At 55.9% G+C, this 11,392-nt stretch carries 12 protein-coding genes and 1 pseudogene; 7 read left to right on the plus strand and 6 right to left on the minus strand.

The genetic code is table 11. The features are described 5' to 3' along the window. Nucleotides 1–225, plus strand: a pseudogene (locus B3Z49_RS18735) (glutamate--cysteine ligase); the annotation flags it as partial. A 77-nt stretch (nt 226–302) separates the two neighbouring features. On the opposite strand, the gene glpD reads toward B3Z49_RS18735, so the two are convergent. From glpD to phnD, 5 genes are all read right to left on the minus strand, one after another. Continuing rightward, nucleotides 303–1,823: a glycerol-3-phosphate dehydrogenase gene (gene glpD / locus B3Z49_RS18740; protein WP_296993595.1), complete on the minus strand. Its 1,521-nt coding sequence runs from the start codon at nt 1,821–1,823 to the stop codon at nt 303–305. A gap of 1 nt (nt 1,824) precedes the next feature. Beyond that, nucleotides 1,825–2,649, minus strand: coding sequence for a phosphonate ABC transporter, permease protein PhnE (gene phnE / locus B3Z49_RS18745; protein WP_008891549.1), 825 nt, complete (start codon nt 2,647–2,649; stop codon nt 1,825–1,827). Beyond that, nucleotides 2,643–3,449 carry a phosphonate ABC transporter, permease protein PhnE gene (gene phnE, locus B3Z49_RS18750; protein ID WP_008891550.1) on the minus strand — a complete coding sequence of 269 codons (807 nt, stop codon included), beginning with the start codon at nt 3,447–3,449 and terminating at the stop codon, nt 2,643–2,645. Before phnE (B3Z49_RS18750) ends, phnE (B3Z49_RS18745) begins: the two co-directional genes overlap by 7 nt. After that, nucleotides 3,446–4,243 carry a phosphonate ABC transporter ATP-binding protein gene (gene phnC, locus B3Z49_RS18755; protein ID WP_008891551.1) on the minus strand — a complete coding sequence of 266 codons (798 nt, stop codon included), beginning with the start codon at nt 4,241–4,243 and terminating at the stop codon, nt 3,446–3,448. Before phnC ends, phnE (B3Z49_RS18750) begins: the two co-directional genes overlap by 4 nt. A gap of 82 nt (nt 4,244–4,325) precedes the next feature. Next, the gene (gene phnD / locus B3Z49_RS18760) at nt 4,326–5,324 is read right to left on the minus strand and encodes a phosphate/phosphite/phosphonate ABC transporter substrate-binding protein (RefSeq protein ID WP_082923482.1); all 999 of its coding nucleotides are present in this window, start codon (nt 5,322–5,324) and stop codon (nt 4,326–4,328) included. 157 nt (nt 5,325–5,481) lie between these two features. Between phnD and B3Z49_RS18765 the strand changes: the two genes are divergently transcribed. The 6 genes from B3Z49_RS18765 to B3Z49_RS18790 all read left to right on the plus strand — a co-directional run bounded on the left by B3Z49_RS18765 (nt 5,482) and on the right by B3Z49_RS18790 (nt 10,418). Next, the gene (locus B3Z49_RS18765) at nt 5,482–6,327 is read left to right on the plus strand and encodes a DeoR/GlpR family DNA-binding transcription regulator (protein ID WP_296993600.1); all 846 of its coding nucleotides are present in this window, start codon (nt 5,482–5,484) and stop codon (nt 6,325–6,327) included. Nucleotides 6,328–6,488: 161 nt separating this feature from the next. Next, a complete protein-coding gene (gene fumC, locus B3Z49_RS18770) occupies nt 6,489–7,886 on the plus strand; it encodes a class II fumarate hydratase (RefSeq protein WP_296993603.1) in 1,398 nt (465 codons plus the stop codon). Between the two features lie 154 nt (nt 7,887–8,040). Continuing rightward, the gene (locus B3Z49_RS18775) at nt 8,041–8,514 is read left to right on the plus strand and encodes a DUF2946 family protein (protein ID WP_296993605.1); all 474 of its coding nucleotides are present in this window, start codon (nt 8,041–8,043) and stop codon (nt 8,512–8,514) included. Between the two features lie 75 nt (nt 8,515–8,589). Continuing rightward, nucleotides 8,590–9,087, plus strand: a complete 498-nt coding sequence (locus tag B3Z49_RS18780; protein ID WP_296993607.1) for a copper chaperone PCu(A)C — start codon at nt 8,590–8,592, stop codon at nt 9,085–9,087. 101 nt (nt 9,088–9,188) lie between these two features. Continuing rightward, nucleotides 9,189–9,692 (plus strand): cupin domain-containing protein, encoded by a 504-nt coding sequence (locus B3Z49_RS18785; RefSeq protein ID WP_064782137.1) that lies wholly within the window; start codon nt 9,189–9,191, stop codon nt 9,690–9,692. A gap of 78 nt (nt 9,693–9,770) precedes the next feature. Then, on the plus strand, nt 9,771–10,418 hold the full coding sequence (locus B3Z49_RS18790; RefSeq protein WP_296993609.1) for a LysE family translocator: 648 nt from the start codon (nt 9,771–9,773) through the stop codon (nt 10,416–10,418). A 112-nt stretch (nt 10,419–10,530) separates the two neighbouring features. Here the strand turns inward: B3Z49_RS18790 and B3Z49_RS18795 are convergent. Next, on the minus strand, nt 10,531–11,392 hold an 862-nt coding region (locus B3Z49_RS18795; protein WP_296993610.1), incomplete at its 5' end, for a dipeptide ABC transporter ATP-binding protein.

Here is an 11,392-nt window from a genome sequence, read left to right on the forward strand (position 1 = left end):
AACGGCACGGTTCAGGATCTGTCAAAAGACGTTCTGGCGATTTCCCGTCAGGGTCTTAAAAACCGTGGCCGCATGGACAGCTACGGCGACGATGAAGGCCATTTCCTTGATAGCCTTGATGACGTCGCGCAAAGCGGCCGCACCCTGGCTGAGGAATTCCTTGATAAGTATGAAACCGAATGGAACGGCTCGGTCGATCCGTTGTTCAAGGAATACGCCTACTAAGGCCAACGAATACGCAATAAAAAGGGCAGTGATTTCACTGCCCTTTTTTGATGTTTGCAGGTTGCTCGTTTTGAAGGTTATTGCGCAGCCCGATCAAGCCGGGTTTGGGCGGCAAACCATTTTTCGATGGCATCGACCTGATCAGGCTGCATCCCGAGGCCAAGTTTTGTCCGGCGCCACAGAACATCTTCTGCGCGACACGCCCATTCATTGGCCATCAGGTACTTGAGTTCAGCTTCATAAAGGTTCGGCGCGACTTCCGGGCCCAAATCGCCAAGCGACGTCGCCGTGCCAATGATCTTGCGGATTGCCGTGCCGTAGCTTCGCACCAGCCGATACAGCAATCCGCGTGGCAACCAGTCATAGGTTGCCTTGGCCTTGGCAAGGAACGCATCAAAATCGCCGTCTGGCATGTCGCCACCGGGAAGGATGGCATTTGCCGTCCAGTCCTTGGCATCGTTGCCCAGAACCGGGGCCAGTTTTTGCATCGCATGTTCGGCAAGCTTGCGATAAGTGGTGATCTTGCCGCCATAGATCGACAGGATCGGTGCCGAACTTCCGGTATCGCCGGTATCAAGATCAAATACATAGTCGCGGGTGACTGCCGACGCATTGTCGTTCTTGTCATCATAAAGCGGCCGCACACCAGAATAATCCCACACCACGTCGTTGCGGGTAAGCGGTTTGGCGAGATAGCCATTCACCAGATCCAGCAGATAGTCGATTTCCTGATCGCAGATTTTGACCTGTGCCGGATCGCCGGTATAGGCAACATCGGTGGTGCCGATCAGGGTGTAGTCCTGCTGATAGGGGATGGCAAAGGCAATGCGCCCGTCGCCATTCTGGAAGATATAGCAATGATCATGGTCATGAATGCGCGGAACCACAATGTGGCTGCCCTTGACCAGCCGAAGACCGGCAGCCTTTTTGCCAAGCCCGGCATTTTCGACCATCTCGGTGACCCACGGCCCTGCGGCATTGACCACGGACTTGGCGCTGACCGATTGCGGGGCACCATCGGGCCCGATCAGTTCGGCATTCCAGTGATCGTGATGACGCACCAGTGAGGCACATCTTGTGCGGGTTCGGATATCAGCCCCACGTGCCTGTGCGTCCTGTGCATTGAGAACCACAAGCCTGGCATCATCCACCCAGCAATCGGAATAGGAAAAACCGCCCGCGAAATCGGATTTCAACGGTTGGCCTTCCGGCGTGCCGTTAAAGGAAACCGCACGTGATCCGGGCAGGCGTTTGCGTTTTGCCAGATGGTCATAAAGAAACAATCCGGCACGCAGCATCCATTTCGGACGCAAGCCCCGGTGATGGGGCAAAACGAATGTCAAAGGCCAGATGATATGTGGGGCAGCAGCCAACAGAACTTCGCGTTCCTGAAGTGCTTCGCGCACCAGACGGAACTCGTAATGTTCAAGATATCGAAGACCGCCATGGATGAGTTTGGTCGAGGAAGAAGAGGTGGCCGAGGCAAGGTCGCGCTGTTCGACCAAAAGAACAGAAAGCCCGCGACCGGCGGCATCACGGGCAATACCAGCCCCGTTGATGCCGCCGCCAACGACCAGAAGGTCGTAAGTTCCGGTCACGTTAGATCACCTTTTTACGCAGGTAAGCTGAAATGGCTTCGCCAATAATGACCAGACCAATGATTGCCAGAAGGATCGTGGCAACCGTTTGCCACGCAAAGGTATCAATCGCCCCCTGAAGGATGATGCCGATCCCGCCAGCCCCGACCAGACCCAGAACCGTACTTTCACGCAGGTTGATGTCCCAGCGCAGAATGGATACGGCAAAGAAGGTCGGCATGACTTGCGGAATGACGCCATAGACCAGAATCTTGAAGCGCGATGCGCCAACAGATTCCAGTGCCTCGATCGGGGCACGGTCGATTTCCTCGATCGCTTCGCCCAGCAGTTTGCCAAGGAAGCCAAGGGATCGGAAAATGATCGCCAGAATACCGGCCAAAACACCCGGTCCGAACACAGCCACAAACAGCAGCGCCCAAATGATGGTGTTGACCGAACGCGACGACACCAGAATGAACCGGCCAAGCCAAAGCGTGAAACGGTTTGGCGTGGTGTTCTGGGCTGCGATCAACGCAATTGGCAGGGACAGGAACACGGCAAAGAAGGTCGCAATGGTTGCGATATTGACGGTTTCCAAGAGTGTCCAGCCGATTTCCTGCCAGCCTTCAAGTGATGGCGGGAACATGCGGGCAAACAGATCGCCCATCTGTTCCGGGGCATCCCAAAGCCACGGCCAGATGATGTTGATCGTCGATAAGGACCAGACCACAGCCAGTGCGACCAGTGCGGTCAGGCCATAGCGCCGCCAGCGTTCCTTGGTGGTGTAGCGGGACCATTCGCGGTTGGCGATTGCTTCCGGTCCGGTAGGTTGGGTGGTGGCTACCATAGGTTCCTCCTGATCCGGCCGCTGATGGCCTCGCTGACAAGGATCACACCGATGATGCAAAGGGTAATCGCCAGCGCAAAGTCATAGTCATAACGCCCAAAGGCATTAAGAAGGGTCGATCCGATACCGCCCGCACCAACGATGCCAACAATGGCAGACGCGCGCAGGTTGCTATCAAGCTGATAGATCGAAAGACCGATCTGACGGGGCATGATTTGCGGGATCACGGCATACAGAAGGGTGACGAATGTCGCCCCGCCGGCGGCACGGATCGCCTCAACCTGACCCCAGTCAATTTCCTCGATCCGTTCGGCCAGCATTTTGGCAACGAAACCGATGGAATAGACCGTCAGCGTCAGAATGCCTGCCAGCGGGCCAAAGCCGACAGCTTTGACAAACAGGATGGCGACAATGACCGGGTGGAAGGAACGGGCAACGATGATCACGCCACGCCCGATGGTGTAAAGCCATTTCGGTGCGATGTTTGACGCCGATGCAAAGGCAATCGGAACGCTGAGTGCCAGACCAAGCAGGGTCGAGACAATGGCGATCTTGATGCTTTCCATGAAGCCGTCAAACAGCAATTCGCCGCGGATGAAGCTTGGCGGGAAGGCGCCCTTGAAGATGCGGATCGCACGCGGGACACCGTCCTGGATGCGTTCCCAGTCGAATGGCAGGGTTGTGATGGCCCACCAGACATAGGCAACAACAGCAATCAGAAGTCCCCAGCGCAACATCGGGTTGGCAATAAAGGGGGGCTTCTTCCATGTGCGGCCCGTTTTTTGAACGGTGCTGCTCATCGTGCGGCGACCTCGCGCAGGTGGGTGCTGCTTTCGGCGTCGCCGCGTTCTTCGGCGGGCACACCGGCATAGATATCGTCCATGGCGTCATTGGTCAGGTCGACCGGCTCGCCATCGAAAATGATGCGGCCAAAGCGCATGCCAACGATCCGCTGGGTATATTCCTTGGCTTCGTTGACGTTATGGATGTTGATCAGAACCGGCAGGTGCAGCTCGGATGCGAGCGCGCGCAGCAGTTCCATGATCTGACGCGATGTTTTCGGATCAAGCGATGCGGTTGGTTCATCGGCCAGCAGGATTTCAGGTTCCTGCATCAGGGCGCGGACCACACCGACACGCTGGCGTTCACCGCCGGAAAGTTCGTCGGCACGTTTGTCGGCATAATGGGCGATCCCGACGCGTTCCATCAGATGAAAGGCGCGGTCAATGTCTTCTTGCGGGTATTTGCGGGTTACCGCACGCCATGCCGGAAGATAGCCAAGGCGTCCGGATTGCACGTTTTCCATCACCGTCAGACGGTCAATCAGGTTGAAGCCCTGAAACACCATGCCGATGCGACGGCGTGCCAGACGCAGCGCCTTGCCTTCAAGCTTGGTCAGTTCCGTGCCATTGAGTTCGATGGAGCCCGAAGACGGTTCGACAAGGCGGTTGATACAACGCAGCAGGGTACTTTTGCCCGCACCTGATGCGCCAATGATGGAAACAACACTTTCGCCCGGCACTTCAAGGTTCAGGTTCTTCAACACTGCCTTTTCTTCGCCATAGCGTTTTACAAGTTCTTTGATACGCAGCATTGCGTTACCCCGAATGAAATGGGTGGCACAGGGCCTGCCAAAGCAGGCCCTGCAAAGTTCGGATCGATTGGAAAATCAGGAATTACTTCAGGTTATCCGGGGTGTATTTCACACCGTTGGCAGCCTGAATTTCGCGGATAACCGCCCAGTCTTCCTGATAGGTGATCGGCAGGAACTTCGACACACCCTTGAATTCTTCACCAAGGGCAGTGCCCTTCATGTCAAAGGTAAAGAAGGCTTCCTTGATCTTTTCGACCAGTTCCGGCTTCAGGTTGTAGGCATAGTTGAACGAAGTGGTCGGGAAAGGCTTGCTTTCATAGATGATTTTGACTTCGTTCGGATCATAGAGATCGCGCTGGGCCATACGTTCGACAACTTCGGACGCGACCGGGGCTGCGTCATAGTCGCCGGCGACAACGCCCAGGATCGACTGATCGTGCGAACCGGAATAGACAACTTCGTAATCCTGTTCCGGAACGATGCCCTGACCCGGAAGCAGTGCACGCGGTGCAAGGTTGCCGGAATTCGAGGTCGGCGAGGTATGGGCAACGCGTTTGCCCTTAAGGTCAGCCGGGGTATCAATGCCGCTGTCTACACGGGTGTAGAGCTGAAGCGTATAACCAAAGCGACCATCATCCGCGCCCATCAGGGCGAATGGAACCGCACCGGCAAGGTTGACAGCAAACGGGGTCGGGCCGGTTGAGAAGCCGGCAACGTGCAGGCGGCCTGAACGCATGGCTTCGACTTCTGCCGAGTTCGACTGAACGGCAAAGAAGTGAACGTCCTTGCCGGTTACTTCTTCAAGATGCTGCAGGAACGGGTCCCAGATATCGGCATAAACCGCCGGGTCTTCGACCGGGGTATATGCAAAAACAAGGGTGTCCGGATCGACCTGCTGGTCTGCGGGCGGGGCATCGGCAACAAGGTCGCCGTCCATGTCGCAATACATCGGGTCAAGATCGCCGCGTGCGATGCAGTCATCGGCCGCGGCGGCCGGGGTGGATGCCATGCCGACCATGCCGATTGCGGCAAGGAGGGTGGTGAGCTTTAAACTGTCGGTTTTTTTCGGAATTGAAAACACTGTTTTCGAACCTTTCTTCCCTGTGAATGACGGCTTTCCGCCGTTTTTGAATGTGGTTTTGTTGTTTTTATTGTTGCTTTAATCAACATTATGAATTTGAAAAAGTTGGAAAATCAACACAAAACTGTAACAAAAGGTTTCGCTCAGGATTGCTAAGATGCCTGCTATTGGCACAAAACCGGCCATAATTGAGGGGGGCGTGGCTTTGCGTTTGGGAAAAAAAGAGCGGCAGCGTCGTATTTTACAAGAGTTACAGGTTCACCCTCATGTGAGAGTTGCCACACTTGCGGAGCGATTCGATGTTGCAACCGAAACCATCCGTCGTGATCTTGACGCGCTGAGCCGCGATGGATTGATCAAACGCGAGTTCGGCGGCGCATCGGCGCGGCCCATGGGCCATCAGCCCGATCTGGCGGAACGCCAGTTATCGGCGGTGGCCGGGTTTGAACGGATTGGCATGCTGGCGGCTGACATGGTGCGGTCCGGCGATGTGGCAATGATTGATGCCGGTTCAACCGTGGCCCAGATTGCGCCGTTTCTGGCGGCCCGCACGACAAAACTGCCACGTACGTTTCTGACCAATTGCTATGCGGTGGTGCATGGCATGGCAGAACTTGCCGATCATGACGACGTTTTAATGTGTCCGGGCCAGTTTGATCGTCGTGAAAACGCGGTCTATGGCAATGATACCGTCGAATATCTGCGCCGTTTCCACGCCAATATTGCCTTTATCGGGGCATCGGGAATTTCGCGGCAGGGCTTTAGTGACGTCAACCGCCGGGCGGTGGCCGTTAAACGCGCAATGATGGAACGATCAGACGAAACCTGGCTGATGGTTGATCATACGAAGTTTGATCAACGCTATCTGGAAAATGTCGCCCCGCTTGAGGCCCTTACCGGCATCATCACGGATCGTCGACCCGAACCGGAATTTGCATCCCAGCTTGAACGGGCGGGAATACGGCTTTTGGCGTGGTGTGATGAAAAACATGGTCTGGCATGAACCGACTGGCCTGAACCGATAAATAGATCGATCAAACCGCAATTTGGTCGCGGTTGAGTTTGCGTTCGTCCTGATTCCAAACCATATTTCCCGGCACAGCGCGTTATTGTGTTGAATGCCGGGTTCCCGCCCCGGTCAGTTTGTTTCTGACACGGAGGATTATGATCGTGACCAATCCAGTGACCACCCGTACCGAACAGGACACCATGGGCGAGATTGATGTGCCTTCTGATCGGTATTGGGGGGCGCAAACCCAGCGATCCAGACAGAATTTCCGCATTGGCGGTGAACGGATGCCAGATGCCCTGATCAAGGCGTTCGGGGTTCAAAAACTGGCGGCTGCGCGCGCCAATGCCGCCCTTGATAACCTTGATCCGGAACTGGCCAAGGCGATTGAGGCCGCCGCATCCGAAGTGGCCGAAGGCAAGCTTTTGGATCACTTCCCATTGGTCGTCTGGCAGACCGGATCGGGTACCCAGACCAACATGAATACCAATGAAGTCATCGCGAACCGGGCGTGCGAGATTTTGGGCAAGCCGATGGGCAAGCGCGAACCGATCCACCCCAATGACCATGTCAATCGCGGCCAGTCATCGAATGACAGCTTCCCGGCTGCCATGCATATTGCCGCCGTGGTCGAGATCGAGGAAAAGCTGAAACCCGCCCTTAAGCACCTGCGCACGACCCTTGATGCCAAGGTCGATGCCTTTGGCGATATCGTCAAAATCGGCCGCACCCATATGCAGGATGCGGTGCCCCTGACACTGGGGCAGGAATTTTCCGGCTATGCCGCGCAAATCGCACTCGGCCTTGATCGGATCGACGATGCGCTTGAGCGCCTGCGCAAACTGGCACAGGGGGGCACGGCCCTTGGTACCGGGCTGAATGCGCCGGATGGCTTTGACGTCGAGTTTGCCAAACAGGTTTCAAAGATCACCGGTCTTGAGTTTAAAACGGCGGAAAACAAGTTTGAAGCACTGGCCGCCCATGATGCCTGTGTCGAGATGTCGGGTGTCATGAATGTGCTGGCGACGTCCTTGATGAAAATCGGCAATGATATCCGTCTGCTTGGTTCCGGGCCGCGTTGCGGGTTGGGTGAACTTGTCCTTCCCGCCAATGAACCCGGATCATCAATCATGCCGGGCAAGGTCAACCCGACCCAGGCCGAGGCATTGACCATGGTCTGCGCGCAGGTCATGGGCAATCATGTTGCGGTCACGGTGGGTGGTTCGAACGGTCATCTGGACCTTAACGTGTTCAAACCGGTGATTATTTATAACCTTCTGCAATCCATCCGCCTGATTGCCGATGCATCGGTCAGCTTTGCCGATAACTGCATTGCCGGGCTTGAGGCCGATCAGGAAAAGATCGCGCACTATGTCGAACAAAGTCTGATGCTGGTGACCGCCTTGGCACCGCATATTGGCTATGACAATGCGGCGGTCGTGGCCAAAAAGGCGCACAAGGAACGCAGCAGCCTGAAGGAATCCTGTATCGCCCTTGGTTTCCTCGATGGCGATCGCTTTGATGAGCTGGTTCAGGCCCGCGACATGATCTGATGCGATGTTTTAAAGCATCGAATAACAAGGCCGGGTATCGCACCCGGCCTTATGTTTCCGCATCATGAAAAGTATCCAGACGTCTGGGCAAAACAGACCCCCTGCAATGATCAATGTCATTGCAGGTGTGGTTTAAATCGGGCATATCCAACCCATGATCACGTGCAAACGCCATAACTGCCGTTCGGGCGGTATTTCCCTGCGCCGTGTCGTTCAGACATGGCTGGTGGCGTTTGTTGTCCTGTTTGCGGGTGTCACACAGTCCGGACTTGTGCCGGCATTGCTCAGCGGGCAAGCCACCGGTATTGCGACTGCGTCGGCGGCGGAAATCGCGCCGGGTGGTGATTACGTCCTGATTTGTACCCCGGCTGGTATCAAGCTTGTATCTGTTGATACGCTTGACGGGGTCGTGGCATCAAATGCGTCCGGTCAAGCTGACGAAATGCCGGCCCATGCGTTTTGCCCGCTTTGTGCAAACCATCACGGGGCGATGGCGGCGATTGATTTGCCCTATGTCGCGCCAGTGCCGGTCATTCATGATGTCAGCTATGCCAAGGCGATTGCCTTTGTCGCGGTCAATGACATCCCGCGCGGTCGCCATTCCCGGGCACCCCCGGTTTCCATCTGATTTCAAAGACTGATCAAAACACGATTACTGAAATCGCTGACCTGCGGATGCAGGCTGCTTATTGGATGGAATATCATGAAAAAGCTTTTTGCAATTGTTGCGACCGTGGCGTCGCTGTTTATCGTCACCAACGCCTTTGCCGCCGATATCGAAGTCAAGGATGCCTGGGCCAAGGCATCCAAGGGCATGGTACGCAATGGTGCGGCCTTCTTTGATGTTGTGAATGCCGGGGCTGCCGACCGCATTGTTAGCGTGCGCAGTGACCTTGCGGAACGCACCGAACTTCACACCCACATCATGGAAAACAATGTCATGAAGATGCGCCAAGTTCAGGGCGGCGTTGAAGTGCCAATGCATGGCTCTGTGCAGTTCAAACCGGGCAGCTATCACGTCATGTTCATTGGCCTGAGCAAGCCGCTTGAAGAGGGCGAGAAAATCGACATCACGCTGGAATTTGAGAATGCCGGTGATGTGCCTGTGACCATTGATGTTCTTAACACCATGGCGATGGGGCCGAATGGTGGTGCGGGCATGGGGCATGGTCATGGCAAGATGAAAATGAACAGCAACTAAGGTTGCGCGGCAGCCGAATATTCAAAGGGGGAAGGTTTGCGCCGACCCCCTTTTTTCGTCATGATGGGGCAACCAAAACGCTCGGTTACAGGGAGCCCATCATGTCTGACGACATCACTATTGACGATCTGATCGCCAAGCTTGGCCTGCAACCCCATCCGGAGGGCGGCTATTACGCCGAGACCTTCAGGGCGTTTGAAACCTGTAATCCCGGTAATCGGTATCTCGGTGTGCGCAGCACGGGAACGGCGATCTATTACCTTCTGACGCCCGATACTTTTTCAGGCATGCATATCCTGACCAGTGACGAGATTTTCCACCACTATATCGGGGATGCCGTCGAACAGCTTCAGCTGTTTGAAGACGGCACGCACAAGCGGGTCGAGATCGGCAAGGATTTGCTGGCCGGGCAGAAACCGCAAATGGTCGTGCCGAAAAATGTCTGGCAGGGGGCGCGGCTTAAGCCCGGTGGCAAGTTTGCGCTTTTGGGCTGCACCGTTGCGCCGGGCTTTGATTTTGCAGATTTCTCCATGGGCAAACGCGCGGCACTGACGGCGAAATGGCCCGCCGCGTCGGAGCTGATTGCGGCATTGACGCGCGACTGAATTTCAGGCGAAAGTACGTCGTCACCAACTTGGGGTTGTTTGGCGTGGCCGCCAACCCCGGAATACAGGAATAGCCCCATGCAGCTCGACACCTGGCTTCTTTTTGCCGGGGCGGCGATCGCGTTGGCGATGGCCCCCGGTCCCAATAATCTTCTCGCGATGTTTAATGGCGCGCGGTACGGCGTATCGTCTGCTGCCGTGGGCGGGATTGGCCGTATTGTTGCCTTTGCCCTGATGATTGTGGTGACTGCGGCCGGGCTTGGTGTTGTGCTTGCCGCCAGTGAAACGGCCTTCCTTGTGATCAAATGGGGTGGCGCGGTTTATCTGGTCTGGCTTGGTCTTAAAAGCTGGTTTGCCAAGGTCAATGACAGTGATGAAACGACTGGCCCGGTCGAGCTTATGGTCAATCCGGGGCCGTTTAATCTGGCCAAGACTGAGTTCCTGACCGCGATTGGCAATCCCAAGGCGATTCTGATCTTTACGGCCTTCTTCCCGCAATTCCTTGATCCGGCAGTGGCATACGGACCGCAATTCACGGTCATGGGCGTGACATTCATTGCCATGGAAACAAGCGTTTTGCTGGCCTATGGATTGTTGGGCGGGCAGGTGAAAGGCCTGATCAAGTCAGCCCAACATATGCGGATGCTCAACCGTGTTTCGGGCACGCTTCTGGTCGCGGCAGGTGTTTTGTTGGCACTCACCGACCGGTCACGCACGACGGCGTAATTCAGGCAGATATCCTCAGAAATGCGCAGGGGCGCAGCTTTGTTAAAAGCGCGCCCCCTTGCTCCCTTGTCTACCTGGATAGCTGTTAGGCTTTCCGGGCGATCGCCTGTTGTCAGGCGATTTCTTCGACCCGATGACACGCCACTTCGCGGCCCTCGAAATTGCGCAGTTCCGGGCGAACTTTTGCGCATTCCTCGGTCGCAAACGGGCAGCGTTTGTGGAACGCACAGCCCGAGGGCGGGTTGATCGGTGATGGCAGTTCGCCGGTCAGCGGTTCTGCCTTCACACGTTGTGTTGGGTCGATCTTTGGTGCCGACGCCAGAAGCGCCCGTGTATAGGGGTGCAGCGGCTTGGCAAAGATCTCGTCAGTCGGTCCCTTTTCAGCGACGCGACCGAGATACATCACCATGACGTCATCTGCAATATGCCTGACGACAGAAAGATCATGCGAGATGAAAACATAGGCGACATTCATCTCTTCCTGCAGGTCCATCATCAGGTTCAGGACCTGTGCCTGCACCGATACATCAAGGGCCGATACCGGCTCGTCCGCGACAATGACTTTCGGCTCAAGGATCAGGGCACGCGCAATCGCGATACGCTGACGCTGACCACCGGAAAACATATGCGGATAACGCTGATAGAATTCCGGACGCAGGCCAACCTTTGCCATGGTGGCATGGACGCGTTCTTCACGTTCCTTGCGGCCAAGATTATCCATGTTCAAAAGAACCGGCTCGGCCAGGATCTGGCCAACCTTTTTGCGCGGGTTCAGCGACCCATACGGGTTCTGGAAGATCATCTGAACGGTACGGCGGAACTGCTTGGCTTCCTTGTCAGACAGATTGCCAACGGCATTACCGTTCAGTTTCAGCGCGCCCGAGGTCGGCTTTTCGATCAGGGTCAGCTGACGGCCAAGGGTCGATTTGCCACAACCGGATTCACCAACAACCGCAAGGGTCTTTTGCGATTCA

This window comes from Thalassospira sp. UBA1131 (assembly GCF_002311515.1).
Lineage (GTDB): Bacteria > Pseudomonadota > Alphaproteobacteria > Rhodospirillales > Thalassospiraceae > Thalassospira.

Excerpts from the sequence above, each read along its gene's own strand:
- phnE (WP_008891549.1), bottom strand. The coding sequence starts at position 2,649 with ATGGTAGCCACCACCCAACCTACCGGACCGGAAGCAATCGCCAACCGC.
- phnE (WP_008891550.1), bottom strand. The coding sequence starts at position 3,449 with ATGAGCAGCACCGTTCAAAAAACGGGCCGCACATGGAAGAAGCCCCCC.
- phnC (WP_008891551.1), bottom strand. The coding sequence starts at position 4,243 with ATGCTGCGTATCAAAGAACTTGTAAAACGCTATGGCGAAGAAAAGGCA.
- B3Z49_RS18765 (WP_296993600.1), top strand. The coding sequence starts at position 5,482 with ATGCCTGCTATTGGCACAAAACCGGCCATAATTGAGGGGGGCGTGGCT.
- fumC (WP_296993603.1), top strand. The coding sequence starts at position 6,489 with ATGATCGTGACCAATCCAGTGACCACCCGTACCGAACAGGACACCATG.
- B3Z49_RS18775 (WP_296993605.1), top strand. The coding sequence starts at position 8,041 with ATGATCACGTGCAAACGCCATAACTGCCGTTCGGGCGGTATTTCCCTG.
- B3Z49_RS18780 (WP_296993607.1), top strand. The coding sequence starts at position 8,590 with ATGAAAAAGCTTTTTGCAATTGTTGCGACCGTGGCGTCGCTGTTTATC.
- B3Z49_RS18785 (WP_064782137.1), top strand. The coding sequence starts at position 9,189 with ATGTCTGACGACATCACTATTGACGATCTGATCGCCAAGCTTGGCCTG.
- B3Z49_RS18790 (WP_296993609.1), top strand. The coding sequence starts at position 9,771 with ATGCAGCTCGACACCTGGCTTCTTTTTGCCGGGGCGGCGATCGCGTTG.